27 protein-coding genes are annotated in these 26573 nt (G+C 72.6%); 9 read left to right on the forward strand and 18 right to left on the reverse strand.

Translation table 11 applies throughout. From position 1 onward, the window contains the following. Window positions 1-840, reverse strand: coding sequence for a pentapeptide repeat-containing protein (locus CLT71_RS06895; protein WP_199187869.1), 840 nt, complete (start codon window positions 838-840; stop codon window positions 1-3). Window positions 841-1079: 239 nt separating this feature from the next. Continuing rightward, window positions 1080-1901 (reverse strand): ArsR/SmtB family transcription factor, encoded by an 822-nt coding sequence (locus CLT71_RS06900; RefSeq protein WP_101371219.1) that lies wholly within the window; start codon window positions 1899-1901, stop codon window positions 1080-1082. A gap of 163 nt (window positions 1902-2064) precedes the next feature. On the opposite strand from CLT71_RS06900, the gene CLT71_RS06905 reads away from it, so the two are divergent. After that, window positions 2065-2289 (forward strand): DUF2188 domain-containing protein, encoded by a 225-nt coding sequence (locus tag CLT71_RS06905; RefSeq protein ID WP_101366371.1) that lies wholly within the window; start codon window positions 2065-2067, stop codon window positions 2287-2289. 157 nt (window positions 2290-2446) lie between these two features. Here the strand turns inward: CLT71_RS06905 and ptsP are convergent, their stop codons facing one another. The 11 genes from ptsP to CLT71_RS06960 all read right to left on the reverse strand — a co-directional run bounded on the left by ptsP (window position 2447) and on the right by CLT71_RS06960 (window position 12407). Further along, window positions 2447-4111: a phosphoenolpyruvate--protein phosphotransferase gene (gene ptsP, locus CLT71_RS06910; RefSeq protein ID WP_101366372.1), complete on the reverse strand. Its 1665-nt coding sequence runs from the start codon at window positions 4109-4111 to the stop codon at window positions 2447-2449. Beyond that, window positions 4104-4388, reverse strand: coding sequence for an HPr family phosphocarrier protein (locus tag CLT71_RS06915; RefSeq protein ID WP_101366373.1), 285 nt, complete (start codon window positions 4386-4388; stop codon window positions 4104-4106). Before CLT71_RS06915 ends, ptsP begins: the two co-directional genes overlap by 8 nt. Window positions 4389-4401: 13 nt before the next feature. Beyond that, window positions 4402-5442: a zinc-dependent dehydrogenase gene (locus CLT71_RS06920; RefSeq protein WP_101366374.1), complete on the reverse strand. Its 1041-nt coding sequence runs from the start codon at window positions 5440-5442 to the stop codon at window positions 4402-4404. After that, window positions 5439-5888, reverse strand: a complete 450-nt coding sequence (locus CLT71_RS06925) for a PTS mannitol transporter subunit IIA (RefSeq protein ID WP_101371220.1) — start codon at window positions 5886-5888, stop codon at window positions 5439-5441. The genes CLT71_RS06920 and CLT71_RS06925 overlap by 4 nt, the downstream gene beginning before the upstream one ends. Before the next feature lies 1 nt (window position 5889). Continuing rightward, entirely contained in the window at window positions 5890-6198 is a 309-nt protein-coding gene (locus CLT71_RS06930; protein WP_101366375.1) for a PTS sugar transporter subunit IIB, read from the reverse strand. Window positions 6199-6232: 34 nt separating this feature from the next. Then, on the reverse strand, window positions 6233-7438 hold the full coding sequence (gene mtlA / locus CLT71_RS06935) for a PTS mannitol transporter subunit IIBC (protein WP_101366376.1): 1206 nt from the start codon (window positions 7436-7438) through the stop codon (window positions 6233-6235). Window positions 7439-7682: 244 nt separating this feature from the next. Continuing rightward, window positions 7683-8627, reverse strand: a complete 945-nt coding sequence (gene pfkB / locus CLT71_RS06940; RefSeq protein WP_101366377.1) for a 1-phosphofructokinase — start codon at window positions 8625-8627, stop codon at window positions 7683-7685. Then, window positions 8624-9385 carry a DeoR/GlpR family DNA-binding transcription regulator gene (locus CLT71_RS06945; RefSeq protein ID WP_101366378.1) on the reverse strand — a complete coding sequence of 254 codons (762 nt, stop codon included), beginning with the start codon at window positions 9383-9385 and terminating at the stop codon, window positions 8624-8626. Before CLT71_RS06945 ends, pfkB begins: the two co-directional genes overlap by 4 nt. Before the next feature lie 312 nt (window positions 9386-9697). Next, window positions 9698-10558: an SDR family oxidoreductase gene (locus tag CLT71_RS06950; RefSeq protein WP_486483102.1), complete on the reverse strand. Its 861-nt coding sequence runs from the start codon at window positions 10556-10558 to the stop codon at window positions 9698-9700. Window positions 10559-10668: 110 nt separating this feature from the next. Further along, complete coding sequence (locus tag CLT71_RS06955; RefSeq protein WP_101366379.1) at window positions 10669-12042, reverse strand: RNA polymerase sigma factor; 1374 nt, start codon at window positions 12040-12042, stop codon at window positions 10669-10671. After that, window positions 12039-12407, reverse strand: a complete 369-nt coding sequence (locus CLT71_RS06960) for a YciI family protein (RefSeq protein ID WP_101366380.1) — start codon at window positions 12405-12407, stop codon at window positions 12039-12041. The genes CLT71_RS06955 and CLT71_RS06960 overlap by 4 nt, the downstream gene beginning before the upstream one ends. Window positions 12408-12528: 121 nt before the next feature. Here CLT71_RS06960 and CLT71_RS06965 point away from each other — a divergent pair, with 121 nt between their 5' ends. From CLT71_RS06965 to CLT71_RS06985, 5 genes are all read left to right on the forward strand, one after another. After that, complete coding sequence (locus CLT71_RS06965; RefSeq protein ID WP_101366381.1) at window positions 12529-13308, forward strand: alpha/beta hydrolase; 780 nt, start codon at window positions 12529-12531, stop codon at window positions 13306-13308. Window positions 13309-13479: 171 nt separating this feature from the next. Beyond that, a complete protein-coding gene (locus tag CLT71_RS06970; RefSeq protein ID WP_143743387.1) occupies window positions 13480-14076 on the forward strand; it encodes a hypothetical protein in 597 nt (198 codons plus the stop codon). Between the two features lie 75 nt (window positions 14077-14151). Further along, window positions 14152-15903 carry a DEAD/DEAH box helicase gene (locus CLT71_RS06975; RefSeq protein WP_101366383.1) on the forward strand — a complete coding sequence of 584 codons (1752 nt, stop codon included), beginning with the start codon at window positions 14152-14154 and terminating at the stop codon, window positions 15901-15903. A gap of 20 nt (window positions 15904-15923) precedes the next feature. Then, complete coding sequence (locus CLT71_RS06980; RefSeq protein ID WP_101371222.1) at window positions 15924-16679, forward strand: class I SAM-dependent methyltransferase; 756 nt, start codon at window positions 15924-15926, stop codon at window positions 16677-16679. A 99-nt stretch (window positions 16680-16778) separates the two neighbouring features. Then, window positions 16779-18209, forward strand: coding sequence for a glycoside hydrolase family 6 protein (locus tag CLT71_RS06985; protein ID WP_101366384.1), 1431 nt, complete (start codon window positions 16779-16781; stop codon window positions 18207-18209). A 175-nt stretch (window positions 18210-18384) separates the two neighbouring features. Here CLT71_RS06985 and CLT71_RS06990 read toward each other — a convergent pair whose 3' ends face one another. Next, on the reverse strand, window positions 18385-18735 hold the full coding sequence (locus CLT71_RS06990; protein WP_101366385.1) for a DUF1801 domain-containing protein: 351 nt from the start codon (window positions 18733-18735) through the stop codon (window positions 18385-18387). A 32-nt stretch (window positions 18736-18767) separates the two neighbouring features. Further along, window positions 18768-20108, reverse strand: coding sequence for an SGNH/GDSL hydrolase family protein (locus CLT71_RS06995; protein ID WP_486483103.1), 1341 nt, complete (start codon window positions 20106-20108; stop codon window positions 18768-18770). A gap of 362 nt (window positions 20109-20470) precedes the next feature. Here CLT71_RS06995 and CLT71_RS07000 point away from each other — a divergent pair, with 362 nt between their 5' ends. The 3 genes from CLT71_RS07000 to CLT71_RS07010 all read left to right on the forward strand — a co-directional run bounded on the left by CLT71_RS07000 (window position 20471) and on the right by CLT71_RS07010 (window position 23567). Beyond that, complete coding sequence (locus CLT71_RS07000; RefSeq protein WP_486483104.1) at window positions 20471-21511, forward strand: glycosyltransferase family 2 protein; 1041 nt, start codon at window positions 20471-20473, stop codon at window positions 21509-21511. Beyond that, on the forward strand, window positions 21508-22653 hold the full coding sequence (locus CLT71_RS07005; RefSeq protein WP_101366388.1) for a lysylphosphatidylglycerol synthase domain-containing protein: 1146 nt from the start codon (window positions 21508-21510) through the stop codon (window positions 22651-22653). Before CLT71_RS07000 ends, CLT71_RS07005 begins: the two co-directional genes overlap by 4 nt. A 182-nt stretch (window positions 22654-22835) precedes the next feature. Beyond that, the gene (locus CLT71_RS07010) at window positions 22836-23567 is read left to right on the forward strand and encodes a class I SAM-dependent methyltransferase (protein ID WP_158242190.1); all 732 of its coding nucleotides are present in this window, start codon (window positions 22836-22838) and stop codon (window positions 23565-23567) included. A 94-nt stretch (window positions 23568-23661) separates the two neighbouring features. Here the strand turns inward: CLT71_RS07010 and CLT71_RS07020 are convergent, their stop codons facing one another. The 3 genes from CLT71_RS07020 to CLT71_RS07030 form a co-directional block, all read right to left on the reverse strand. Beyond that, a complete protein-coding gene (locus tag CLT71_RS07020) occupies window positions 23662-24468 on the reverse strand; it encodes an AfsR/SARP family transcriptional regulator (RefSeq protein ID WP_101366390.1) in 807 nt (268 codons plus the stop codon). 88 nt (window positions 24469-24556) lie between these two features. Beyond that, entirely contained in the window at window positions 24557-25276 is a 720-nt protein-coding gene (locus CLT71_RS07025; RefSeq protein ID WP_486483105.1) for a polysaccharide deacetylase family protein, read from the reverse strand. A gap of 112 nt (window positions 25277-25388) precedes the next feature. Beyond that, window positions 25389-26390, reverse strand: coding sequence for a glycosyltransferase family A protein (locus tag CLT71_RS07030; protein ID WP_101366391.1), 1002 nt, complete (start codon window positions 26388-26390; stop codon window positions 25389-25391). Window positions 26391-26573: the final 183 nt, after the last annotated feature.

The raw sequence follows: 26573 nt of genomic DNA on the forward strand, positions 1-26573 counted from the left end.
TCATGAACGACGCCGAAGGCGGGCGGACGGGCGACGGGGGCGGGTGGGTGGAAGGGACCAGTGCGTCGGGTGCCGCAGCGTGGGCGGGAGGGCGGTCCGGGCGTCTCCGGCGGCCGCGTCGACCTGGGCCTGGGTGAGGAAGAGGCTGCGGGTCAGGTCGGCACCGCGCAGGTCGGCGCCGCGCAGGTCCGCCCCGGTGAGGTCGGCCAGGGTCAGGTCGACGCCGCGCAGGTTCGCCCCGATCAGGTACGCCCCGCGCAGGTTCGCCCCGACCAGGTCGGCACGGCGCAGGTCGGCGCCGACCAGATCGGCTCCACGCCGGTCGCCACCCGTCCGCCCGGCCCCGGTCCGGGCCTGCTCGCTGGCCCGTGACAGCAGCTCGTTGACGCTCCGGCGATGGGTCGGCAGGTCCAGGGCGACCAGCACGGCGGGCTCGGCGTCGGCGAGCCCTTCGGTCGCGGCCAGGGCGGCGGCCAGTTCGGTGTGCAGCGGTTCGGCCGGACGCAGCGCCAGAGCCTCGGTCAGATACCAGAGCAGTTCGTGGAGCTGCCGCATGATCGGGAAGACCTCGAACATCCCCGCCGCGATCTCCGGATCACCCCGCCAGTCCCGCCCCTGGTAGGTGACCTGGGCGACCTGCTGGCCGGCGCCGAAGCAGTCGAAGACCGTACATCCGGCGAAGCCGCGCTGCCGCAGGTCGCGGTGGATGCCGCAGCGGTGGTCGGAGCGGAGGTTGGGGCAGGCCTGGCCGGCGGGCTTGTCGATGGCGAAGTCCGACGAGGCGGCGAAGGCAGGCACCACGCAGCAGAGCCCGAAGCAGCGCTCGCAGTCGGCGCGCAGCTGACGCCGCCGCCCAGCCGGCTCGGAGTCGGTCGGACGAGCCGGCCCGGTGTTGGTCGGACGAGCCGGCCCGGTGTTGGGCAGGCGAACCGGCTCGGAGCCGGTCGGGGACGCGGCGGGCGGGAAGGTGCCGGACAAGACAGTCGATCTCCAGTATGCGAGCCGGACGGCAGGTACCGCGCCGTCCGGCTCGGGCCCGCCGCGTGGTTGAGCTCGATAAAGGGTACCGACCCGGCGGGTCAGCCGGCCGCGGCTGCGGGCTCGGGCTCGGGCTCGCTCTGCGGCAGCGGCTCACCGGTCTCCAGCAGCGTCTTGAGGCTGGAGAGCAGTTCCGGCCAACCCTCGCCGATGTTCTCCAGCAGAGTGCTGCCCGGCGCGAAACCCTGGTGTACGACCGTCAGCCGCACCGCCTCGCCCCGAGGCTCGATCTCGAAGCTCACCCGACTGCGCGGCTCCTCGGCCATCTTGGCCACCTCTGCCGGATCCATCTCGTACGCCTTGGCGAACTCGGGGCTGAAGTCGTGCCAGGCGTACGACAGCCGGTGGAAGGGGTCGGCCTCCAGTACCACCTGTTCCGGCCCGGCGATCCGTACCCCGTTGTGCACCCAGACCATCTCCGAGCCGGCCCGCCAGTCGGTGTCGAAGGTGATCCCCCAGTACCGGCTGGTGAAGGCGGGATCGGTAAGCGCCTGCCAGAGGCGTTCCGGGGTGGTCTTGATGTAACTGGTGTAGACGAATTCACGCTCACCCATGGGTTCCTGCTCCAATGCCCTCTTGAGGTCGGCGAGTGCGTGCACCCGCGCCCGGTCGTACTGGTTGATCCAGCGGTCGGCGATGGCGTTGATCGGCTCGGCGTTGAGGTAGTGCAGCTTCTCCCGGCCACGCCAGAGCGTGGTGACCAGGTTGGCCGCCTCCAGCACCGCGAGGTGTTTGCTGACGGACTGCCGGGTCATCTCCAACCCCGCGCACAGCTCCCGCAGGCTCTGCCCGTCGCAGGTGTTCAGGCTGTCCAGCAGCCGTCGACGGCTGCCGTCGGCAAGCGCCTTGAACACCTCGTCCATCCCCACCACCCACTAAAATGCAACCAAATGGTTGCCCATGACGATAGGCAGCCAATCAGCTGCATGTCAACCGGGGACGAGGAGCGGGCGGATGTCGGTGGTTTCCGATTCCGGACTGCGGGTAGCAGTTTCTCCATAACCGACAGTCGACCAGGAGGGACAGATGGCATCCCGGACGCAGTACCACGTCGTTCCCGAGGCCAGCGGCTGGAAGGTGGAGCACGGCTCCACAGTGGTCGGACGCTACGACACCAAGGAGAGCGCGCTGGGCGCCGGCCGTGACGCGGCAAAGTCGAACCAGCCGAGCCAGCTCGTCGTGCACAAGCAGGACGGCCAGATCGAGACCGAGCACACCTACAGCGACGACCCCTTCCCGCCCGCCGGCTGAGATCAGCCCTCGGCTGAGATCAGTCGCCGGAGGGACGACGGAACCACATTCCCGACCCCCGCCCGGCGGACAACCTACGGATCGGCCCGCGCCAAGCACAGCGGCGTGGGCCGATCCGTGTGCCGGGGCCGGGTGCCGACCCGGCCGGCCGCCCCGCTCAGGCGACCGCCTTACGCGCCCGCTGCGGGTCGTCCGCGTCCAGGGCCAGCCGGGCCAGCCGCTGGCAGTCGGGGTACGAACGCGCGGCGAGCGCCGCCCGTACCGGGGCCAACGAGCGCCCCGACATCGACAGGCTGGTCATCCCGAGGCCGACCAGCACCGGGGCGAGCAGCGGATCGGCCGCCGCCTCGCCGCAGACCCCGACCGGCTTGCCGGCGGCGCGTCCGGCGGCACCCACCTCGGCGATCAGGCGCAGCAGCGCCGGCTGCCACGGGTCCAGCAGCTCGGCCAGCACGCCGGACTGCCGGTCGGCGGCGAAGGTGTACTGGCTGAGGTCGTTGGTGCCGATGCTGAGGAAGTCGACGACCTCAAGCAGTTGACCGGCGCGCAGTGCCGCCGCCGGCACCTCCACCATCACCCCGGCCTTCGGCAGCCCGGCCGCGTGCACCGCGTCGGCGAACTCGGCCGCCTCGGCCCGGGTGGCGACCATCGGTGCCATCACCCAGACCTCCGCACCGGTCTGCCCGGCCGCTCGGGCGATCGCCGCCAACTGGGTACGCAGCAGCTCCGGGCGCTGCCGGACCAGCCGCAGGCCGCGTACCCCGAGTGCCGGGTTCGGCTCGTCGGCCTGGTGCAGGAACGGCAACGGCTTGTCGGCCCCCGCGTCCAGGGTGCGGATCACCACCCGGCGCCCGGCCAGCCCGGCGAAGACCTCCCGGTACGCCTCCGCCTGCTCGGCCAGGGACGGTTCCCGGCTCCGGTCCAGGAAGAGCAGTTCGGTGCGGAACAGCCCGACCCCCTCGGCGTCTTCGGCCGCCGCCAGGTCGCGGACCGAGCCGATGTTCGCCAGCAGGGCCACCGGGTGCCCGTCCGAGGTACGCCCCGGGCCGGAGACCGCCGCCACCGCCGCCAGCTGTTCCCGGTCGGCGGCGGTGGCGGCGGCCACCTCCGCCGGGTCGACGTCCACCCGGACCAGACCGGTCGTGCCGTCGACCAGTACCGTCGTGCCGTCGGCGAGGTCGCGGGCGCCGGGGCAGGCGACCACGGCCGGCAGCCCGAGCGCACGGGCCAGGATCGCGGTGTGGCTGGTCGGGCCGCCGGACTCGGTGAGCAGCGCGACCACCTGCTCCGGGTCCAGGTCGACGGTGTCGGCCGGAGCCAGGTCCCAGGCGGTGAGCACGTACCGGTGCCCCGGCGAGGGGACTCCGGGCATCGGGCGGCCGAGGCAGACCGCCACCGCCCGGTCGCGCAGGTCGTCGAGGTCGGCCACCCGTTCGGCAAGGTATCCGCCGGCCGCCTCGAACGCGGCGCGGTGGGTGGCGAAGGCCGCGTCGATCGCATGCGGCCCGTCGGTGCCGGCCAGCACCTTCTCGCGTACGGCGTCGAGCAGCACCGGGTCCTCGGCCATCATCGCCTGCGCCCGGAGTACGTCGACGAGGGTCTTCTCCCCCGACCGGTCGGCCCGGCGGTTCAGCTCGGCGACCACCTCGCGCAGCGCCGCCACCGCCCGGTCGGCCTCGGCCGCCGGATCGGTCACCGGGGCGGGTGCGGGCAGTGCCGGCACCCCGGCGACCCGCAGCACCGGCCCACCGGCGACTCCCGGGCTGACCCCGATGCCGTGCAGCGCACCTTCGCGGTCTCGCGGCCCGGCCGGTTCAGGCATCGGCCGGCTCCTCCGCGTCCAGGTCCCGGGCGAGCAGCTCGGCGAGATCGTCCAGGGCCGCCTCGGCCCCCTCACCGTCAGCCTCCAGCACCACCTCGGTGCCCTGCTTGGCACCGAGCGAGAGCACCGAGAGCATGCTGTTCGCGGGTACCGCCCGCCTCTCGCCGGTCCGGATGGTCACCGGGACCGGTGCGGCCCCGGCCGCCGCGACGAAGAGCGCCGCCGGGCGGGCGTGCAGGCCGCTGGCGGAGCCGACCGTCACCGTACGCGTAGCCATGATGGCCTCCCTCTCAGGGTTCGATCGTGACCTTGATGGCCTCGCCCCGGGCGACCACGCCGAAGGCGTCGATGGCCCGCTCCAGCGGAAGCCGGTGGGTGATCAGGTCGGAGACCGGCACCGAACCGCTGGCGATCAGGCGCAGCGCCTCGGCGTTGTGGGCCGGGCTGGACCCGTTGGCGCCGACGATCGTCAACTCGCGGTAGTGCACGAGGTTGGAGTCGAGCGAGATGATCGGGTTGCCCTTGGGCAGGCCGCCGAAGAAGCTGATCCGGCCCTGCCGGGCGGCCATCTGCACCGCCTGCTCCTGCGCCGCGCCCGAGGCCGCCGCCGTGATGATCACGTCGGCACCGCGCCCGTCGGTCAGCTTCAGCACCTCGTCGACCGGGTCGGCCTCGGCACCGCAGATCGCCGCGTCCGGGTGCACAAGCGCCGCCGCCATCTCCAGGCGCTCCCGGTTCAGCTCGACCAGGAAGACCCGGGCGGCGCCCCTGGCCCGGGCCAGCCGGACGTGCAGGCAGCCGATCGGTCCGGAGCCGACCACCACCACGTCGTCGCCGGGTCCGACCCCGGCCAACTCCTGCCCGTTGAGCACACAGGCCAGCGGCTCGGCCACCGACGCCTCGGCGAAGCCGACGCCGTCCGGGATCCGGTTCAGCCCGTCCACCGCGAGCACCTTCGCCGGGACGACCAGGTACTGGGCGAAGCCGCCCTCGTAGTGGTAACCCATCGACTCCTGGTTGGGGCAGACGGTCATCCGGCCCCGCCGGCACTCCGGACAGGTGCCGCACGGGATCGCCGCGATCACCTGCACCCGGTCGCCGACCGTCCAGCCGGTGACCTCGGAACCGGTCTGCACCACCTCACCGGCGATCTCGTGCCCCATCACCCGGGGCGGGTGGATGTGGTGGTGCCCGAACTTCGAGATCTTGACGTCGGTGCCGCAGGTGGAGCAGTTGCGTACCCGGATCTTGACGTCACCCGGGCCCGGGGTCGGCTCGGGGACGTCCTCGATGCGTACGTCGCCGGGAGCGTGGAATCGAACGGCCTTCATCGGTTGCTGTCCTCCGGTGCCGGCGTGAGCAGTGCCAGCACGTCTTCGGGGTCGGTGGCCTCGCGCAGTGCGCGGGCCCGGTCGGTGTCGAGCAGGATCTCGGCGAGGCTGGCCAGCAGCTCGACGTGGCCGTCGCCGCGGGCAGCTATCGCCACGCAGACGGTGACCGGCTGGCCGCCCCAGTCGACGCCGGCGGGAAAGCGGAGCACCGCCAGCGCGTCCCGGTGCACCAGGTCCTTGCCGGCCAGCGTGCCGTGCGGGATCGCCACACCCTCGCCGACGTAGGTGGAGACGGAGCGTTCCCGGGCGAGCATGGTGTTGACGTACTCGGGATGGACCGCGCCGAGGTCGACGAGCACCTCGCCGCAGCGCCGGATCGCGTCGTCGCGGTCGGCGGCCACCTCGGTCAGGTGGATCCCCCGCCGGTCGAGCAGGTCCCCGGACAGCTCAGTCACTTACCTCACCACCGGACTCGATCGCCTTGACCACGGCGGTCACCGCCGGATCGCCGAGGAAGACCTGGAACGGCACGACGACCTTGTCGGGTGCGGCCGCCCGAGCCCGGGCGGCCAGCCCGTTGTGCGTGATCACCACGTCGGCGTCGCCGGGGATCGAGTTGACCGGGGTGTGCTCCACGGTGACCGAGTACTTCTTGAGCTGCTTGCGGAGCTGGCTGGCGAGCATGACGCTGCTGCCCATCCCGGCGTCGCAGGCGACCACGACCTTGTGGATGTCCTTACCGTTGATGCTGCCCATGGCGGTTACCCCTCTCGCTCGTACTGTGTTCGGGTCAGCTCTCGGCGGGAGCGGAACGGGCCACGGCCGGGCTGGTCTCGCGGTCCCGGGCCTCGGTGCCGGGCTGCGCCGTCGCCGGTTCGCCGGTCCCGCCGTCGGTGACCGCACCGTCGGTGACCTCGCCGTCGGTGTCCTCGCCGGCCTTCGACTCGCCGTTGAGCCGGCCGAAGCCGAGCAGCGCCGAGGCGACCACGAAGGAGACCGCGGTGGCGATCAGCACGCCGAGCACCATGCCGAACCAGCCGCCCCGGGGGGTGACCGCCGCGTAGGCGAAGATACTGCCGGGCGAGGGGGTGGCGACCAGTCCGGCACCGGTGACCATGAAGGTGCCGACCCCGGCGGCGCCACCGGCGATGGTGGCGAGGATCAGGCGCGGCTTCATCAGCACGTACGGGAAGTAGATCTCGTGGATGCCGCCGAGGAAGTGGATGATGCCGGCGGCCGGCACGCTCGGCCGCAGCGAGCGCGGCCCGAAGAGGAAGAAGGCGAGCAGCAGGCCGAGACCCGGGCCGGGGTTCGACTCGATCATGAACAGGATCGACTTGCCGGTCTCCTGCGCCTGCGCGACCGCCAGCGGCGAGAGTACGCCGTGGTTGATCGCGTTGTTCAGGAAGAGCACCTTGGCCGGCTCCACGAGTACGGAGGCGACCGGGAGCAGGTTCTGCCCGATCAGCCAGTCGACTCCGCTGCCGGCCCAGTCGCTGAGCCGGCCGACCACCGGGCCGGCCCCCCAGACGCCGAACAGCGCCATCGCGCCGCCGACGATGCCTGCGGAGAAGTTGTCGACAAGCATCTCGAAGCCGGGCCGGATCCGGTCCTCCACCAGCCGGTCGAAGAGCTTGATCAGGTACGCGGCGGCCGGCCCCATGATCATGGCGCCGAGGAACATCGGGATCTCCGCACCGACGATCATGCCGACCGTGGCCACCGCACCGACCACCGCACCGCGCTGGCCGTGCACGATCCGGCCGCCGGTGTAGCCGATCAGGATCGGCAGCAGGCTGAAGATCATCGGGTCGACGAGCTTGGCCAGGTCCTCGTTGGGAATCCAGCCGGTCGGGATGAAGAGCGCCGTGATCAGGCCCCAGGCGATGAACGCGCCGATGTTGGGCATGACCATTCCGGCCAGGTGACCGCCGATCCGCTGGATCCGGGCTTTGAAGCCGCTGCCCTGGACCTCCGGGGTGTACGACACGGCCATGAGGGGGACTCCTTCGCAGAGGTTGGCCGGCGCTGGCGAACGCGGCCGGGTTCGAATGTCATGCCGTCGGAGGGGTGTGCCGACGTCCGGGAGGTTGACGGCCGGGATATTGACGTTCGGGAGGTTGAGGTTCGGGATGTTGGCGTTCCGGATGTTGACGTCCGGAGGTCGAGGTCCGGGAGGTTGTCGTCCGGGAGGTTGACGCCCGGCAGGTTGTCGTCGTGTCGGCAGCTGGCATGCCGGCTCACCCCTGCGGTAGCAGCGGCCGGACCAGGTCCGGTCGGGGGTGGAGTCGGACGGTGTTCCGGGCCAGGTCGCCGGGGCCGGGCATCCGGCTGCCGGGCAGGCTGACCGCGGCGGCACCCCAGGCGAGCCCTTCGGCGAGGGCGTCCGGCCCGGCCGCGCCGGCAGCCAGGAACCCGGCGAGCAGCGCGTCGCCGGCCCCGACCGTGCTCTTCGGCCGCGCCACCGGCGACTCGCCGGTGACCACGCCGGTGGCGTCGACCAGCACCGCGCCGTCGGCGCCGAGACTCGCCAGCACCGCACCGGCACCCCAGCTCCGCAGCCGCACGGCGGCGTCGACCACGTCGCCGAGGGAACGCAGTGGGACGCCGACCGCCTCGGCCAGCTCCTCCCGGTTCGGCTTGACCAGCGCCACACCGGCCTCGGCGGCGGCCCGCAACGCCGGGCCGCTGGTGTCGACCGCCAGCCGCACGCCGGCATCGACCAGCCGGGCACAGAGGTCGCCGAAGGCCGTCACCGGCAGTCCCGGCGGCACGCTGCCGCAGGCGACCACCCAGTCGGCCGAACCGGAAGCCGCGAGCACCGCGCTGGTGACCTCGGCGAACTCCGGCCCGCTCAGGATCGGGCCGGACTCATTGATCTTGGTTACCGTGCCGTCCGGCTCGGCGAGGGTGATGTTCGACCGGGTACGCCCGGCGATCGGCACCACCAGCAGGTCGACGCCCTCGCTCTCCAGCAGCCGGACGAGTTGGGCCCCCTCCTCACCACCGACCGGCAGCACCGCCCGGGACGGCACCCCGTTGGCCAGCAGTGCCCGGGAGACGTTCACGCCCTTGCCGCCCGGGTCGAGGTGTGCGGAGGCGGCCCGGATCACCTCGCCCCGGACCAGCAGGTCGATCTCCATCGCCCGGTCCAGGCTGGGGTTGAGCGTGACGGTGAGGATCATGCCCGCACCACCCGTACGCCGGCCGCCTCGACCTCGTCGGCCAGTTCCTCGTCCACCCCGTTGTCGGTGATCAGCAGGTCGAGGTCGGCGAGGGTACCGAACCGGGCCAGGTAGTCGTTGCCGATCTTGGTGTGGTCGGCGAGCAGTACGACCCGGCGGGCGGCGCCGATCATCGCCCGCTTCACCGCCGCCTCGGCCGGATCGGGCGTGGTCATCCCGCGCTCGACCGAGCAGCCGTTGGTGCCCATGAACGCGACGTCGACGTAGAGTTCGGCGAGCGGGCGCAGCGCCCAGTCATCCACTGTGGCCAGTGTCTTGCCGCGCAGCCGGCCGCCGAGCAGCAGCACCGTCAGGTTGGGCTTCAACCCGAGCGCCGAGGCGAGCACCGGCGAGTTGACCACCACGGTCAGCTCGCGGTCCGACGGCAGGAGCTGGGCCAGCCGGGCGGTGGTGGTGCCGGCGTCGAGGATCACCGCGCCCTCGTCGGGCAGCTCGGCGAGCGCCGCCTTGGCGATCCGCTCCTTCTCGGTGATGAGTACGGCGTCCCGGGCGGCGAGGGCGGGCTCGAAGCCGATCCGCTCGACCGGGATCGCCCCGCCGTGCACCCGACGGAGCACGCCGGCCCGCTCCAGCACGGTCAGGTCCCGGCGGATCGTCTCCGCGGTCACGTTCATGCCCTCGGCCAGCGCCATCACGTCGACCCGACCCGCCTCGCGGGCCAGACGCAGGATCTCCTGCTGACGTTCCTCGGCGTACATCTGTTGGATCTCCCGCCCGATCGTTTTTGCTTGTCTTCTGTTTACGCCCGTTCCTGTGGTCCGTCAACATCCTGCCGTAACAGTTTGGTCATCCAGCGGACGCAATGAGGCCGTATCCAGGACAATCCGTCCAGTTCGGCGCGAGGCTACCGCGATTCCGCGCCCATGTGCCGCCGCAATGAAGGGTGCGAGATACCGGAAGCAAACCGACAGCGATACCCGGTTGTGTGGTTTCAGCCGAGCCGATGCGGCACGGCCGGACGGGTCAGCGGGTTCCCGGATCGACCCGGACCGTCGGCGCCACCCGCCAGGTCAACGGGGCCCGGTCCCGCCCCGCCCGTCGTCGTCGGCGTCCGCTTCGGCCTCCGCCTCTGCTTCGGCGGCCGACCGTTCCAGGTCACGCTGCACCCGGTTCATTCCGGACAGCCAGCGCTCCGGATCGGTCGCCCGCCGGGTGTAGTACGTCGCCACCTCCGGATGCGGCAGCACCAGGAACCTGTCGTCGGCGAGCGCCGCCACCACCTCTTCGGCGACCTGCTCCGGGGTGACCGCCCCGGCCGCGAGCAGCGCGGCAGCCGGGCCCTCGCCCTGCTCCAGCATCGGCGTGCGGACCCCCTGCGGGCAGAGCGCCTGCACGACGACGCCCCGGTGGGCGTAGCTCGCCCGCAGCCACTCGGCGAACGCCACCGCCGCGTGCTTGGTGACCGAGTAGGGAGCGTCGCCGAGCATGGTGAGCAGCCCGGCCGCCGAGGCGGTGACGAGGAGCCGCCCCCGTCCCGTGGCCAGCCAGCCGGGCAGCAGTTCGCGGGCGGCGTACACCTGGGACATGGTGTTGACCCGCCAGGCCCGCTCCCAGGCTTCGTCGGCGGCGTCCAGCCCACCGGTGCCGAGCACTCCGGCGTTGGCGCAGAACAGGTCGATCCGGCCGAACCGCTCCCGGACGTGCCGGACCAGTGCGGCCACCGAGGCCGGATCCGCCATGTCGGCGGGGAACGCCTCGCCACCGATCCGATCCGCGACCGCGCGGGCCGCTCCGGCGTCAAGGTCGTTGACAAACACCCGGGCGCCCTCGGCGGCGAACCGGGTGGCCAGCGCCGCGCCGATGCCGGAACCCGCCCCGGTCACCACCACGGTCGCGCCGGCCAGCACGAATCGAGTACTTTCCGCAGCCACGATCCGAACAGTATGCCGGCCCCGTCCGACCACGTCGACGCCATGCCCGCTCGGAGCCGTCCCAGCGCCTGCCGCACCCTCTGTCCACACCGGACGCGAGGCGGTGACGCTTACTCGTCGGTCCCGTACGCGAGCTCCCGCAGCCGTCGTTCGACGAACCGGCGCTGCGGTCCCGGTCGGGTCAGTTCCAGCGCCCGCCGGTACGCGCGCCGGGCCTCGTCGGTACGCCCCAACCGGCGCAGCAGGTCGGCCCGGGCCGCGTACGCCAGGTGGTAGCCGTCGAGCCGCCCGCCCGCCAGCACGGCGTCGACCAGCGCCAGTCCCGTCGACGCGCCGTCCCGCATCGCCACCGCCACCGCCCGGTTCAGCTCCACCACCGGGGACGGGTCGACGTTGAGCAGCAGGTCGTAGAGGCGGACGATCCGGGCCCAGTCGGTGGCTGCGGCGTTCGGTGCCGCCGCGTGAACCAGTGCGACGGCCGCCTGGAGGGCGTACGGGCCGACCTGCCCGGTGGAGTTCACCCTGCGCAGCAGTACGACTCCCTCGGCGATCCGGGCCCGATCCCACCGGGAGCGGTCCTGTTCGGGCAGCAGCACCAGTTCACCCTCGGTGCAGGTGCGGGCCGCCCGACGGGAGTCCTGGAGCAGCATCAGCGCCAGCAGACCCAGCACCTCCGGTTCGGGGAGCAGGTCGGCGAGCAGGCGACCGAGCCGGATCGCCTCGTCGACCAACTCGGCCCGGACGACAGAGTTTCCGGAGGCGGAGGCGTACCCCTCGGTGAAGACCAGGTAGACGACGCGCAGCACCATCTCCAGCCGCTCCGGCAGCTCGGCCGGGGCAGGCACCTCGTACGGGATCCGGGCCTGCCGGATCTTCGCCTTGGCCCGTACGATCCGCTGGGCGACGGTGGACGGCCGGGTGAGGAAGGCCCGGGCGATCTCCTCGGTGCTGAGCCCACACACCTCACGCAGGGTCATCGCCACCTGGGCGTCCGGCGGCAGTACCGGATGACAGCAGGTGAAGATCAACCGCAGCCGGTCGTCGGGCAGGTCCGAGTCGTCGGGCAGGTCCGGCTCCCCCGGCGCGGCCTGCGCGTCGAGCTGCCCGGCCAGGTCGGCGAGGAGCGCGTCGAACCGGGCGCGGCGGCGCAGTCGGTCGATCGCCCGGAACCGCCCGGTCGAGACCAGCCAAGCGCCCGGCCGGTCCGGCACGCCATCCCGGGACCAGCGTTCGACGGCGACGGCGAAGGCGTCCTGTAGGGCCTCCTCGGCGAGGTCGAAGTCGCCCAGCAACCGGATCAGGGTGGCCAGCACCCGGCGCGACTCGGTCCGGTAGAGCGTCTCGATCCGCCCGACCACCCCGTCCGGGCGCCCGCCCCCCGGCCCGCCGGAGACGCTGTCGGGACCGTCAGTGCCGGCGGGACCGTCAGTGCCGGCAGGGCCGGCGAGCCCGGTGGAGCCGGTGGTCCTGGCGGTCGGAGTCATCCCGCCGAATGCTCCCGCATCAGGTCGATGACGGGGCGTACCTCGACACTGCCCATGCTGACCCCCGGGATCCGGCCGGCGATCGCGGTCGCCTCCGCGAGATCCCGGGCCTCGATCAACAGGAAGCCACCGAGCTGCTCGTTGGTCTCCGTGAACGGGCCGTCGGTGACGGAGAGCCGGCCGTCGCGCACCCGCACGGTACGGGCCCCAGCGACGTGTTCCAGCGCGTGCCCGACCAGGAGTCGGCCGTTCGCCTCGAGTTCCTCGGTAAGCGCGGTGGTTTCGTCGATCAGCGCGTCGATCTCGCCCTGCGACATCTCGGCGTACCGGCTCTCGTCGGCGTAGATCAGGCAGACGTACCGCATCGTGCCGCCTCCTCTGCGCGCGGGACTCTGCAGGTTACCGGGTCACGATGTCGATTCCGCTGTGACGCGTTCGACCACTTCCCGGGACGACTCCGTGTCCCGTCGAACGAAGGAGAATGAAATGTCCGGATCAGCCAAGCTGACCTCTCGGGACGGTACCGTCCTCGGTTACGAGCGGACCGGCACCGGGCCGGCGCTGGTGGTGGTGGACGCCGCCGGCAACTACTCGGGGTTCCGCGCACTTCCCGCCCCCGTGGAACTGCTGGCGAACCACTTCACTGTGTACGTCTACGATCGGCGCGGCCGGGGTGGCAGCGGCGACACCCTGCCGTACGCGGTCGAGCGGGAGGTCGAGGACCTCGCCGCGGTGATCGCCGCGGCCGGCGGGTCGGCGTTCGTGTACGGGATGTCGTCAGGCGCGCTGCTCGCCCTGCACGCCGCCGCCAGCGGGCTGCCCATCCCCCGGCTTGCGCTCTTCGAGGCGCCGATCGTGCCCACCGAGACGCCCAGCGGCCCGAGCGAGTTCACCCTCGCCCTCGACAAGCTCGTCCGGGCCGGTCAACGTCGCGAGGCGGTGGAGTACTTCCACCGGGGTATCGGCGTCCCGGACGAGATCGTCGACGAGATGGCCCCCGAGGTCCGGGCGGCGTTGGAGGCCGTGGCACACACCCTGGTCTACGACTGCACGCTCTCCGACACGATGTCGCTGCCGCTGGTCAGTTCGGTCACGGTGCCCACCCTGGTACTCGACAGCCAGGGCAGCAGCGAGGATCTCACCGACATGTCGGGCACGCTCGTCGGGGCGCTGCCGAACGGTACGCGCCGCAGCCTGCCCGGTGGGTGGCACGGCGTACCCGCCGAGACGCTCGCCCCGGTGCTGGTCGAGTTCTTCACCGGCTGAACCCCGGCGCGAGGACAGGAGCCGAAGGGCGGTCCGGCGGGTGCCCGGAGAGCGGTCCGGCGGGGCGTTGCGACGCCGGGCCGCGCCCGCCACCCGCGGTCGACCAGGTGGCGGAGCGTGCCTCGCCTGGTCGACACCCCGCGACGCACGACCGCCGGCTACCGTTCCGGAGTGTCCGTCGACCTCGCCGCCACGCTGGCCCGGCCCACCACGCTCGCCGCCCTGCTGGCCGGTACCCGGCACACCCTGGCCAAACTGCTCGGCCCGGTACCCACGCCCGAGCTGGACCTCGTCGCGGACCGGCGGTACGTCCAGGGGCAGCGGGTCGATCCCGGGCGGTGCCTCGACCCCGCCGAGTTGGCCGCTACCAGCATCGGAGACCCGATCCCGGCCGAGTCCGCCACCAGCCCCGGCGCGCTGCACTACGAGCTCGACGTCCCGGCCAGTGGCGACGGGGTGTGGCTGATGGTCATCGACCACCTGCCCGAGGTTGGTTTCGGAATACAGGCCGTGTTCAGCCCGTACCGCACCTGCGTCGGCGTCGTGGTGGCCACGGCCCTGGCGCTGGCCGCCGCCGAGCTGACCGGAGGCGAGTTCCTCGACGAGGAGATCCGGATGCTCCGGCCCGGGCCGACCGACCCACGCCGGTTCGTCGCCGCGACCCGGCTGCCTCCGCCGCCCGACGACGATTTCGGCCTCGCCTGCGAACGGTACCTACGCCAGTTCCCGGCGCTGAACGGCTGGCCCCGGAGCCGGTCCGTGCGCTGACCGGCGAGCGGCGCACGGCCCGGGATCGGCCGGTCGCCGCAGCGGCCGGTTCGGCGTGGTGAAAAGCTGATAGGCATGAGTTCCGACAGCGCACCACCCGCTCCGCCTGTCAACACCAGCCCGGACGACGCCGACGACGGCTCCGGCACCTTCGCCGATCTCGGGCTGCGAAGCGAGCTCCTGGACGCGCTCGGCACACTCGGCTACGAGGAGCCGACCGCCATCCAGCGGGCCGCCATCCCGCCCCTGCTGGCCGGCCAGGACCTGCTCGGCCAGGCCGCCACCGGGACCGGGAAGACCGCCGCGTTCGCGCTGCCGCTGCTGCACCGGCTGCCGGAGGGAGAACGCTCCGGTGCGCCGGTGGCACTGATCCTGGTGCCGACCCGGGAGCTGGCGGTGCAGGTTTCCGAGGCGATCCACCGGTACGGCCGCGACCTCGGCGTACGGGTGCTGCCGATCTACGGCGGCCAGCCGATCGCCCGGCAACTGCGGGCACTGGACGGCGGGATCGACGTGGTGGTGGCCACCCCGGGACGGGCACTGGACCACATCGCCCGGGGCACACTGCGCCTCGACGGCCTCGTCACCGTGGTGCTGGACGAGGCGGACGAGATGCTCGACATGGGGTTCGCCGAGGACATCGAGGCGATCCTGCAACACGTGCCCGAGCAGCGGCAGACAGTACTCTTCTCCGCCACCATGCCGGCCCGGATCGACGGGATGGCCCGGCAGTACCTGCGGGACCCGGCCCGGATCGAGATCGGCCGGCAGCCCACCCCCACCGGCACCGCCCCGCTGGTCCGGCAGACCGCGTACGTGGTCGCCCGGGCGCACAAACCGGCCGCGCTCGGCCGGGTACTCGACGTCGAGGCGCCGACCGCGGCGATCGTCTTCTGCCGCAGCCGGGAGGAGGTCGACCGGCTCACCGAGACCATGAACGGTCGCGGCTACCGGGCCGAGGCGTTGCACGGCGGGATGACGCAGGAGCAGCGGGACCGGGTGATGGGCCGGCTCCGGGCCGGTACCGCCGACCTGCTGGTGGCGACCGACGTGGCGGCCCGGGGGCTGGACATCGAGCAGCTCACCCACGTGGTCAACTACGACGTGCCGTCCGCTCCGGAGTCGTACGTGCACCGGATCGGCCGGGTCGGCCGGGCCGGGCGGCAGGGGGTGGCGATCACCCTGGCCGAGCCCCGCGAGCACCGGATGCTCAAGACCATCGAGCGGACCACCGGGCAGCGGATCTCGATCGACAAGATCCCGACCGTGGCCGACCTGCGGACCCGGCGGCTGGAGATGACCCGGGCGGCGCTGCACGAGAGCCTGCTGGAGGACGACCTCGACCCGTTCCGGGTGATCGTGGAGACCCTCACCGACGAGTTCGACGTGATGGAGGTGGCGCTGGCGGCGGTGAAGTTGGCGCACGAGTCGGCCGGCGGTCCGGTCGACGAGGAGGAGGACATCCCGCAGGTGGCGTTCCGGGCCGATCGGGACGGCCGGACCCGGCGCGACGGTGGCCGGGACGGCGGCCGGGACGACCGGCGCGGCGCCCGGCCGCGCTCCGGTGACATGGCCTGCCTGTTCATCGGGGTCGGCCGGCGGGCCGGGATCCGCCCGCAGGACCTGGTCGGGGCGATCACCGGCGAGACCGAGGTCAGCGGCCGGCAGATCGGCTCGATCGAGATCGCCGACCGGTTCTCGCTGGTGGAGGTGCCGAGGTCGGCGGCGAACGAGGTGATCGCCAGGCTGCGGCAGAGCACCATCAAGGGCCGCAAGGCGACGGTACGCCGGGATCGCGAGGTCGGCCGCGACCAGCGCGACGGTTGAGCCCGGCCGGGGAGACGCAGGTGGACGGGGCGGATCCGGACCGCTGGTCGGCGGTGGCGGCGGGTTGGGCGCAACTGTGGGGCGGCTTCACGGAGCCGGTCTGGCGGGCGGTGGCGGAGACCGCCGGGATCGGCCCCGGTTCCCGGGTGCTCGACGTCGGTTGCGGCGGGGGTGACCTGCTCGGTTACCTCGACCGGCTGGGCGCGGCGACCGCCGGGCTGGATCCGGCGCCCGGCATGCTGGCGCTGGCCCGGTCCCGGGTACCGGCCGCCGACCTCCGGCTCGGCGACGCCGGACGGCTGCCCTGGCCGGACCACACCTTCGACCTGGTGACCTCGGTCAACGCCGTGCAGTTCGCCGAGGACACCCTGGACGCACTGGCCGAGTTCGTCCGGGTCACCCGGCCCGGCGGCCTGGTCGCGATCGCCAACTGGGCGGAGGGGCGGCACAACGACCTGGACGTGGTCGAGCGGGTGCTGGCGGACGCCGCCGGCGAGGACCTGCCGCCGGACGGCGAACTGCGGGAGCCGGGTGGGCTGGAGCGGTTGCTCGTCGAGGGCGGGCTCGACGTGGTGGCCGCAGGGTTGGTCCCGGTCCCCTGGTACGCCCCGGACGACGACGCGCTGGTCCGTGGCGTACTGCTGGGCGAGGATCCGGCGACCATCGCCGCCACCGGGCCGACGGTGCGCGACGCCGCTCGCCCGTTCCGGCAGCCGGACGGGAGCTACCGGCTCGACAACGCGTTCCGGTACGCCGTCGGCCGCACCCCGGGCTGACCGGTCGGGCAGCGGCATTCCGGGTGGACGGGTAGTACTATCAATTCATAGTCATCGATTCCTGGCCCGTGGGTGGTCGGATCGTGGGGTGAGCGAATCATGAGACTACGGCTGTCTGTACCCGCGTCGGAGGGGCCCCACCGGGCCCTGACCGCGCTGGCCCTGCTGCCCGCGCTGACCACGCTGGCCCTGCTGGCCGGATCGGTCGCCGCGCCGGCGCACGCCGGCACCGGATTCCCCGTCGACCCCGATCGGCGGCCGGAAGCCGCCGGGGACGGCGACCGGCCCCGGCACTCGGTCCGGGTCGACAACCCCTACCTCGGCGTCACGGCGTACGTCAACCCGGAGTGGTCGGCACGGGCCGGCGCCGAACCGGGCGGCGCCGCCGTCGCCAACCAGCCGACCGCGATCTGGCTGGACCGGATCGCCGCCATCACCGGTACGCCGGGACGGATGGGGTTACGCGCCCACCTGGACGCCGCGCTGGCCCAGGGCGCCGGCCTGGTGCAGCTGACCCTCTACGACCTGCCCGGGCGGGACTGCAACCGCCGGGTCAGCTACGGCGAGCTGGCCATCGGCGAACTCGACAGGTACCGGAGCGAGTTCATCGACCCGATCGTCGCGATCCTCGCCGACCCGGGTTACGCGAACCTGCGGATCGTCACCGTCGTCGAGCCGAACTCGCTGCCGAACCTCGTCACCCACACCTCGCCCCGGCCGGCCGCGACCTTCGGCTGCGACCAGGTCAAGGCCCAGGGCAGCTACCTGGCCGGCATCGGGTACGCGCTCGCCCGGCTGGCCGCCCTGCCCAACGTCTACGCCTACCTGGACGCCAGCCACCACGGCCAGCTCGGGTGGTCCGGTGACGGTGCCGCGACGGCGTCGCTGCTGTACCAGGCCGCCACCACAGCCGGCAGCACCCCCTCGGCCGTGCACGGCTTCGCGGTCAACGTGGCGAACTACTCGGTGCTGCGCGAGCCGTACCTCGACGTCGACGACGTGGTGCAGGGCCAACCGGTCCGGGACACCCCGTGGATCGCCGGCAACCGGTACGTCGACGAGCTGCCCTACGCCCAGCAACTGCGCCAACGGCTGGTCGCGGTCGGCTTCTCCGCGCAGGTCGGCATGCTCGTCGACACCTCGCGCAACGGCTGGGGTGGCCCGAACCGGCCCACCGGCCCCGGTCCGGCCACCAGTGCCGAGGAGTATGTCGAGGCGGGCCGGACCGACCGGCGCGGCTACCTCGGCAACTGGTGCAACCAGGTCGGCGCCGGACTCGGCGAGCGGCCGGTCGCGGCTCCGAGGCCGGGCATCGACGCGTACGCCTGGATCAAGCCGCCCGGGGAGTCCGACGGGGCCAGTGACGTACTCGGGGCGAACCGGCCGTACGAGCCGATGTGCGACCCGACGTACCGCCCGCACCTCTTCCCCACCGTCACCAGCGGGGCCATGCAGAACGCCCCGGCGGTCGGCGAGTGGTTCCCGCCGCACTTCCGGCAACTGTTGGCCAACGCCTGGCCGCCATTGTGACCGGCCGAACAGCGAATAGACGCCGGCACCGCCGCACGCTCGGTGCGGCGGTGCCGGCGTGCTGCGGTGCTGCGGTGCTGCCGTGCGCTGCGGTGTGCTGGCGTGCGGCGGCGGTGAGCTGGCGTGCGGCGGCCCGGTCGTGGCGATCCGCACCGCCGCCCCGGCCGAGGGCGGCTCACCGCCCGTCCAGCGTCACCGCCTGCCGGATGTAGTCGCGCAGCGCGTCGACGGGCACCGCCTCCGGCTTTTTGATCTTGACGTGTCGGGTGGTCTTGCCCACCCCGGCCAGCAGGCCGTGCGGGTCGGTGAACTCCGCTCCCCGCCCGAAGGCGAAGGTGAGGTGGGTCCGGCTCGGGCTGAGGATCGCCAGGATCCGCTCTCCCCGCCAGGCGAGCGACCCGCTGCTGATCACCTCCCGCGCACCCGGTGCGGCCTCCGCCATCAGGTCACGCAGCACCCCGATGATGGCCTGGTGTTCGGTCGAGTAGGTGGTTCGGACATGCTCGTCGAGCATGGACTCGGTCATCGTTCGTCCCTCCTGTGAAATGCGGGCCCGGGTCAGCGCAGGGCTCGGGCGAGCGCGGTCGCGATCAGGTCCGCCCCCGCGTCGTTGACGTGCAGCCGGTCACCGGCGTCGTACTCCGGTCGCAGTGCGTCCGGGTCCGCCGGGTCGGCGAGGAGCCGGTCCAGGTCGACCAGGGCGTCGTACCCGACACCTGCCCGGAGCGAGTCGTTCACCTGGTCCCGGACCGCCTCGTTCGCCGGGGTGTCGTAGCCGAACGCCCCCTTCCACGGCGGCATCGTCAACCCGACCACCTGGATCCCCCGCCGGTGCGCGGCCCGGACCAGTGACCGGTGTCCGTCGACGACCTCGGCGGCGGTGACCACCGGCGAGACGCCGCAGCCGAAGTCCGGGAAGCCGCCCCCGCCGATGTCGTTCGTGCCGAGCAGGACGACCACGGTCCGTACGCCCGGCTGGCCGAGCGCGTCCCGGTGGAACCGGGTCACTCCCCGCTCGCCGTAGCAGGGCGAGTCGGCAAGCAGCTTGTTGCCGTTGATCCCGAGGTTGACCACGCCCAGACGCACACCCTGGGCGGAGAGCCGCTCGGCCAACTGGTCCGGGTACCGGTTGTCGGCTCCCGGGGTGCTGCCGTAGCCGTCGGTGAGCGAGTCGCCGAACGCGACAACGGTGCCCCGGGCGGCTGTCGTGCCCCGGGTAGCTGCCGTGCTCCGGGCGGCGGTCCGGCCGTCGGAGCCGTCCCTGCCGGCCGGTCGGGGAGCCGGCCCGGAGACGTCGACGCCGGTCAGGTAGTACCACGAGTGGCTGGTGTCACCGCCGAACGCCTCGGCGCCGGGATCCGAACGACGGTCGCCGGTGGCACGGTAGCTGGTGGTGAGGCCGCCCTGGTGGAACGTGGCCGGCCCGGTGGCGTCGGCGAAGTAGAAGGTAACGGCCAGCCGGTCCAGCGCCGCGACTCCGAACCGGACCGGGTCGGAGACCACCTCAACCCCGACCGGGACGGTCACCGACGCCCGGTGCCCGAAGGTGAGCGGGCGCAGCGTACCGGGTTGGACGCTGGCGCCGCCGCCGGAGCCGCCGACGGTCGCACCGGTCAGCCGCAGCGGCTGGCTGCCGTACCGGTTCGAAAGCCGGACCCGCAGCCGGGAGCCGCCTGCGCTGACCCTCACCACCTGACGTATCGACTCGCCGCTGAAGCCGTCGACCGACCAGTTCGGCCCGTCCCAATCGTTGCCCGGAACCGGGTGGTGCACGCCGGTCGCCCAGGCGGCCGACCAGTCCACCGGCCCGGCCGCCCCGGCGGCGCCGCCCGGCACCGCCAGTACGGCCGCCGCCACCATCACGGCCGCCGCGAAGCCGCGTGCTGTCGAAGATCTCACGGTAGCTGTCCTCTCCTTCGATGTCCGGCGATCCGGCCGCCCCTGCCGCCGCCCCGCCGTCACCCACTCTGCGGAGCGGCCCTTACGGTTCGCTTACGCTCCGACCGGTAGCGACCGTCAGGCGCGCAGCCGGGTCGCCCCGCGTCCCGGCCGCCGCCGCGCAATCGCCAAGCTCCGCCGTCCATTCGCCAGGCGCCACCGACCATTCACCGAGCGCCCGTCGCCGTCGCACTCGGTAATCCAGGCCGGTTCCAGAAATGGCGGTACGCCGGTTGCTACCGTTTACCGGCCCGCCGGGAAAAAGGGGGTGACCAGGCACATTGTCCTCACTCGACCACACCGTCGACCCGCGATTCGCGCGGGTGTCGGTCATCGTTCCGAACTACAACAAGGAAAAGACTCTCCGGGCCTGTCTGGCGGCGATCTACGCGCAGACGCACCCGGCGACCGAGGTGATCGTCGTCGACGACGCGAGTACCGACCGGTCCCGGCAGATCGCGGCCGAGTTTCCCTGCACCGTGCTGGCGTTTCCACAGAACCGGGGCGTCTCGGCGGCCCGTAACGCCGGTGCCGCCCGAGCCGGCGGCGACCTGCTCTTCTTCGTCGACTCGGACATCGCGCTGGCCCCCGACGCGGTGGCCGGGGCGGTGGCGGAGTTGCGGGCTCATCCGGGCTGCGGCGTCGTGCAGGGGATCTACGATCTGACGCCGCTCTTCGCGGACGGGCCGGTCGAGTCCTACAAGACGCTGTTCGAGCACTTCTGGCGGCGCCGCGACGTCGGGGTCACCTCGATGACCGTGTTCGCCCTCACCGCCGTCCCCCGGGACGTCTTCGAGCTGGTGGGCGGATTCGACGAGCGACTGCGTGACGCCGAGGACGTCGAGTTCGGCACCCGCCTGCCGGCGTCGTACGAGATCCGCACCAGCGACCGGGTGCTGGGTCGGCACGACGACGTCGACCGGCTGGGGCCGTACCTGTCGGAGCACTTCCGCCGAGCCCGGACGTACGCCGGAGCGGTCGTCGCGGCCCGTTGGGCCCCGGAGCCTGCAAAGTCCGATGTGGATGCCGCCGAGCGGCGGGCACCGCACCGGATCGACCTCGGCTCGGTCGTCGGGCTGCTCGGCAGCGCCCTCACGGTGGCCGGGTCGCCGCTGGTCGCCTGGTCGCCGTGGCTGTTGCCGGTGCCGCTGGCCGGGCTTGCGGCCTTCCTCGCCGCGGATCGGGCGCTGCTCGGGTTCGCCCTCCGGCAGCGCGGGCCGGGCTTCCTGCTCTTCGCCACCGGGATGCGGTTCCTTACCCACCTGACCGAGTTCGCCGGGCTGGCCCTCGGGCTGGGCCGGGCCCTGCTCCGGCGTCCCCGGCCCGACCGGGTCGCCCCGCTGGCCCCGGAGTCGACCCGGTGACCCGCCCGGCAGGCCCGACACCCGCCCCCGGCGGCCCGACACCGACACCCACACCCGGCTCGACGGGCTCGCCCGGCCCGGACGGCGCCACCGGTTCAGCCAACCCGCCCGGCCCGGGTGCGGCGGTCGAGGCGGTGCGGCGCGCGGTCGAAGCGGTACGGCGCGCGGTCGGGCGGCGGCCCGGCTGGTGGCGGCGGGCCAACCAGCTGCTGGTCGTGGTCTTCGTGCTGGCCCTGACGGCCGGGTTGACGCTCTTTCTGCGCGACCAGGACTGGTCACCGGTACGCGAGCTGGCGCAGCGACTCGACCCGGTACAGGTGGCGGTGGTACTCGGCGGCGCGCTCCTGATCAACTCGGTCGGGCTGCTGCTCGGCTACCACTCCTGGCAGGCACTCTTCGTCGACCTCGGTGCGGCGGTCGACAGGTGGACGGCCGCCCGGCTGTTCTTCGTCGGGTTCCTCGCCAAGTTCGTCCCGGGCCGGTTCGTCGCGCTGCCGGTACTGCTCCGGATGGGCAAGGAGATCGACGTCGGGGCGGTACGCCTGGCGGGTGTCTTCGGACTCAGCTGGGTGGTGGTGGCACTGACCGGGATGACCATCGGCCTCGCGGCCGGGCCTGCGGTCCTGGATCGGACGACCGGCTGGATGCTGCTCGCCGTACTGCCGCTGGTGGTGCTCTTCGCCCGCCCCGAGCTGCTCAACCGGGGGCTCGCCGCGACGGCGCGACTGCTGCGCCGGCCACCGCCGCAGGTGAGCGCGTCCCGGGCCGGGGTCCGGCGGGCGATCACCGCGCAGTCACTGTCCTGGGTGGTCTCCGGGCACCACCTCTGGCTGCTGGCGGTGACCGCCGGCGCCCCGCCGCTGCGTTCCTACCTGGTCTGTGTGGCCGGGTTCGCCGCCGCGACCGTGGCCGGGCTGCTGGTGATGGTCGTACCGGACGGGCTCGGTGTCCGGGAGGCCGTGCTGATGGTGGGGCTGTCGACCGTGATGCCGGTGTCGGTCGCCGCCCCGGTGGTGCTGACCAGCCGGCTGGTCTGCGCACTCAGCGAGGTCGCGGTGGGCGCGGGCGGGCTGCTGCTCGCCCAGTACGTCCACCGGCGCCGGCTCGGCATGCGCGGCGCCGATCCCGCGCTGACCGGCTGACCCGGCAACCGGTCCCGCCGGTCGCCCCACCGCCCAGCCGGACCGGAAACCCGTCCCCCGGAAACCGTCGCGATCGCGTCTGTATCGAAAATGCCTGCCAGGTCGAGAAGGCTCCCAGTTCGAGAATGCCGTCCACGTTCGAGAATGTCGGTGACACCATGTCGAATGCGCTGATCCGTGCGATGGCACGGTTGATTCGGATCCCCGTCCGGGTGCTGATCCGACCCAATCCCAGGGTCAACAGGGTGTGGTGGAACGTCCAGTACGCGCTGGGATTCTGGCGCTATCTCGACGACATGTCCGATGGTGACATGCCGCTGTCGCTGATCGAGAACTGGGCGCCCCGACCGACGATCCTGGACCTCGGCTGCGGCACCAGCGCGAACCTGCCGCTGGCGCCGGGTCGCTACCGGCACTACCACGGCGTCGACCTCAGTTCCCGGGCGATCGAGGCGGCCTGGGCGCTGGGCCGGCCGGACACCACGTTCGAGGTGGCGGACATCCGCACCTTCGACACGGCGCGACGGTACGACGCGATCCTGCTCCGCGAGGTCGTCTACTACCTGACCGAGGCCGAGGCCGCCGAACTGTTGCGCCGGCTGCCCGCGATGCTCACGCCCCGGGGCCGGATCGTCGTGCAGATCTACGACGAGGCCCCGGCCGAGGAGTTCACCCGGATCGTCCGGGCCTGCGGACTCGGCGTCGAGGAGGTCCCCGCGCGCCTCGGGGACAGTCCTGCCGGTGCCTTCTTCGTGCTCACCGGCCGGGAGGGTGGTGACCGGGCCGATGGCCCCGGGCGCGGCGGATCCGCCGGGTTGGATTCCGCCGAGCCGACCCCGGACCGCACCGAGCCGACCGTCGAGCCGGATCGCACCGAGCTGGCGATCGAGCCGGATCGTGCCCTACCGGGTTAGAGCGATCCGAATCGCGCCCTGCCGGATCGCGCCGGGCCGGACCATGCCGAGCCGGGTCACGTCCGGTCGGGCGACGCCGAGCCGGGTGCCGGGATCAGACCGGGACCCGCCGCTCCCACCACGGCCGCACGGTGACGGGTTCACTGCGCAGCAGCCGCCGGTGCAGGTCCTGGAGCCGGTGTCCCGGCTCCACCCCGAGCCGGTCGGCCAGGGTGACCCGGGCGTCCTCGAAGGCGGTGAGCGCCTCGGCCCGCCGCGAGGTCTGACCGAGTACCACAAGCAGCAGTTCCCAGAGCCGCTCCCGCATCGGCTGTTCGGCGAGCATGCAGCGCAGCTCGGAGACGAGGTTCTCCACGTCGCCGAGGAGCAGGCGTACCCCGGTGGCCTCCTCCACCGCGTCCTGACGCAGCTCGGTGAGGCGGATCCGTTCCGCCTCGGCCAGCGGCCCCGTCGCCTCCTGGAGCGCCAGACCGGACCAGCGGGACAGCGCCTGCTGGAAGGAGTCGAGCGCCCGGGACAGCTCGCCCTGGGCCCGGGCCGCCCGGGCCACCCTGACATCGTGCTCGAACCGGGTGACGTCGACGGCGACCGCCGGGACGTCGAGGGTGTACCCCGGACGGGTGGACCGGAGCACCCGGGCCAGTGCCGGCGGCCGGCCCGGATGCTCCAGCACCCGGCGCAGCCGGCCGATGTAGGTGTGCACCATGTTCTCCACCGAATCGGGCCGGCGTCCGTTCCAGATCGCGTCGACGATCTGCGGCACCGACATCACCATCCCGCAACGCAGCGCGAGTACGGCGAGCACCTCCCGTTGCCGTGGAGTGCCCAGGTAGAGGTTGGTACCGCCCCGCTCGGCCCGGATCGGGCCGAGCAGCAGGATCTTCAGGTCGTCTTCCGACATTTCACTTCCCCCTAGAGAGGCATCGCTGCTTCCCCCCGCACGGCCGGGCGACACTGCCCGGCGTCGTCGTACGCAGAACGGCACGTCGTCACCTACGGTCGACACCGGGTACGACGAACCGCAGTCCCCGGTCGAGCAACCGGGGAAGTACGGTTTCCAGGGCCGCCACGGTCTGCGACCGGTCGCCGCCGCCGTCGTGGCAGAGCAGGACGTGCCCGGGGCGGCTCCGGGACAGCCGCCGGACGATCCGGTCCACTCCCGGGCTGCGCCAGTCGCTCGGGTTGACCGTCCAGTCCACCGGCACCAGGCCGAGGTCGGCGGTGGTCCGCAGTACCGCCGACGACCAGTTGCCGCCAGGTGCGCGGAAGAGTCGGGGCGCGGCCCCGACGGCATCCTCGATCCGCCGCTGCGCCGCCACGATCTCGGTACGCAGCCGGGGCGCGGGCAGCGCGGCGAACGGCTGCGGATGCGTCATCGAGTGGTTGCCGACCAGGTGGCCGGCATCCCGGATCCGGCGGGCCAGCCCGGGGTGTTCGGCGACCCGGGCACCGATCAGGAAGAAGGTGGCCTGGATCCGGTGCCGGTCGAGCAGGTCCAGGATCCGGGGGGTCCACTCCGGATGCGGCCCGTCGTCGACGGTGAGTGCCACGCTCTGCCCCGGCACCCCGAAGACGGGCCGGTGCCCGTCCCCGAGCATCGGCCGGCGACTGCGGAACTGCTGTGCCCGGAGCGCGAACAAGAGGTAGTGCAACGCCTGCGCGGACAGGTACGGCCAGGAGATCCGCCGGATGCCGGGTTCCGCGGTCATCGCCGTCCCGCCTCGACCGGTTCGCGCCCGGCTTCGGTCCGGGCCTCGATCCGGGCTTCTTCCGCAGGGCTCCGCCGGACCGGCGCCGCCGTCCGGGTGCCGAACGGCCCGCTCATCGCGGCGATTTCGCGGCGGGCACCCCGGCCGGGCCGAAGTCCCGGTCCACCAGGTGCCGCAGCCCTCCGACGACGGCACCGGCGACGATGGTCAACTGGACGAGCAGGTGCACCGCGTAGAAGAAGGCCGTGAAGCCGGGGCCACGTCGGCGCAGCACGAAGCGCAGCAGTCCCGGGTCCGCGGCGACGAAGAGCGCCAGCAGGGCGAGCGGGACCGCCAGCAGTACCGGAGAGGCGAGGCCGAGCGGCAGGGTCAGCGGCACCAGGGCGGCGGTGAGCAGGCCCGCCGGGGTGTTGGCCCGGATCCCGGCCGGCCCGCGCTCGGCCCGGGCGACCGGGACGAGAAGCTGGGAGCGACCGAACTGCTTGCGCAGCAGCCGGCCCAGGTGGCTGTCGTCGTCGTGTCGGCAGACCACGGTGTCGGTGAGCACGATGCCGTACCGGTCACCCATCCGGTCGCCGAGCTCGACGTCCTCGGAGGCGCGCAGCCGCTCGTCGAATCCGCCGACGTCAGCGAAGACCTCCCGGCGGATCAGGCAGACCGCGAAGAGGGTCGTCCGGACCCGCCCCACGTGGCGCAGCCGCCAGTAGTGCCCGTGCAGCAGCCGGTACGCCTCGACAGGGCCGTCGTCGAACAGCGGCCGCAGTGAGTAGATGCCGTGTACGCAGGCGACGTCGGGTTGCGCGGTGAGGATCTCCAGCGCGTTGGCCAGGGCGTCCGGCTCGGGAGCACAGTCGGAGTCGAGGAAGAAGAGCAGCTCGCCGACGCTGGCCCGGATGCCGCGGTTGCGGGCGGCGGCCGGCCCGGTGTTGCGGTCGGTCACCAGCAGCCGGCACGGGAACTCGGCGGCGATCTGGCGGGTGTCGTCGGTGCTGGCGTCGTCGACGACGATGACCTCGGTGACCGGGTGCCGTTGCGCGTAGACGGCCGCCAGGCAGGCGCGGAGGGTCTTCGAGCCGTTGTGTACCGGGATGATGACCGACACCGTCGGCGACATGTTCACCCACCTCAGCGGGATTGCGGGACAACCGTCAGGGACATTGACATTACGAGATCTACTCCGTCGCGACCAAGCTATCCAGTCGGTTGTCGACTGGCAAGCGTTGCCTTACGTAGTCAAGGTTGCGTCCAGCACCGATCCAGAGAAGATCCCGTACCAATCGATAGCGTCACGACATGC

It is taken from the genome of Plantactinospora sp. CNZ320 (assembly GCF_002846275.1).

Bases quoted from the DNA above. Each gene is read 5' to 3' on its own strand.
- CLT71_RS06900 (WP_101371219.1), bottom strand. From the start codon at position 1,901: ATGGACGAGGTGTTCAAGGCGCTTGCCGACGGCAGCCGTCGACGGCTG.
- CLT71_RS06905 (WP_101366371.1), top strand. From the start codon at position 2,065: ATGGCATCCCGGACGCAGTACCACGTCGTTCCCGAGGCCAGCGGCTGG.
- ptsP (WP_101366372.1), bottom strand. From the start codon at position 4,111: ATGCCTGAACCGGCCGGGCCGCGAGACCGCGAAGGTGCGCTGCACGGC.
- CLT71_RS06915 (WP_101366373.1), bottom strand. From the start codon at position 4,388: ATGGCTACGCGTACGGTGACGGTCGGCTCCGCCAGCGGCCTGCACGCC.
- CLT71_RS06920 (WP_101366374.1), bottom strand. From the start codon at position 5,442: ATGAAGGCCGTTCGATTCCACGCTCCCGGCGACGTACGCATCGAGGAC.
- CLT71_RS06930 (WP_101366375.1), bottom strand. From the start codon at position 6,198: ATGGGCAGCATCAACGGTAAGGACATCCACAAGGTCGTGGTCGCCTGC.
- mtlA (WP_101366376.1), bottom strand. From the start codon at position 7,438: ATGGCCGTGTCGTACACCCCGGAGGTCCAGGGCAGCGGCTTCAAAGCC.
- pfkB (WP_101366377.1), bottom strand. From the start codon at position 8,627: ATGATCCTCACCGTCACGCTCAACCCCAGCCTGGACCGGGCGATGGAG.
- CLT71_RS06945 (WP_101366378.1), bottom strand. From the start codon at position 9,385: ATGTACGCCGAGGAACGTCAGCAGGAGATCCTGCGTCTGGCCCGCGAG.
- CLT71_RS06955 (WP_101366379.1), bottom strand. From the start codon at position 12,042: ATGACTCCGACCGCCAGGACCACCGGCTCCACCGGGCTCGCCGGCCCT.
- CLT71_RS06960 (WP_101366380.1), bottom strand. From the start codon at position 12,407: ATGCGGTACGTCTGCCTGATCTACGCCGACGAGAGCCGGTACGCCGAG.
- CLT71_RS06965 (WP_101366381.1), top strand. From the start codon at position 12,529: ATGTCCGGATCAGCCAAGCTGACCTCTCGGGACGGTACCGTCCTCGGT.
- CLT71_RS06975 (WP_101366383.1), top strand. From the start codon at position 14,152: ATGAGTTCCGACAGCGCACCACCCGCTCCGCCTGTCAACACCAGCCCG.
- CLT71_RS06985 (WP_101366384.1), top strand. From the start codon at position 16,779: ATGAGACTACGGCTGTCTGTACCCGCGTCGGAGGGGCCCCACCGGGCC.
- CLT71_RS06990 (WP_101366385.1), bottom strand. From the start codon at position 18,735: ATGACCGAGTCCATGCTCGACGAGCATGTCCGAACCACCTACTCGACC.
- CLT71_RS07010 (WP_158242190.1), top strand. From the start codon at position 22,836: ATGGCACGGTTGATTCGGATCCCCGTCCGGGTGCTGATCCGACCCAAT.
- CLT71_RS07020 (WP_101366390.1), bottom strand. From the start codon at position 24,468: ATGTCGGAAGACGACCTGAAGATCCTGCTGCTCGGCCCGATCCGGGCC.
- CLT71_RS07025 (WP_486483105.1), bottom strand. From the start codon at position 25,276: ATGACCGCGGAACCCGGCATCCGGCGGATCTCCTGGCCGTACCTGTCC.
- CLT71_RS07030 (WP_101366391.1), bottom strand. From the start codon at position 26,390: ATGTCGCCGACGGTGTCGGTCATCATCCCGGTACACAACGGCTCGAAG.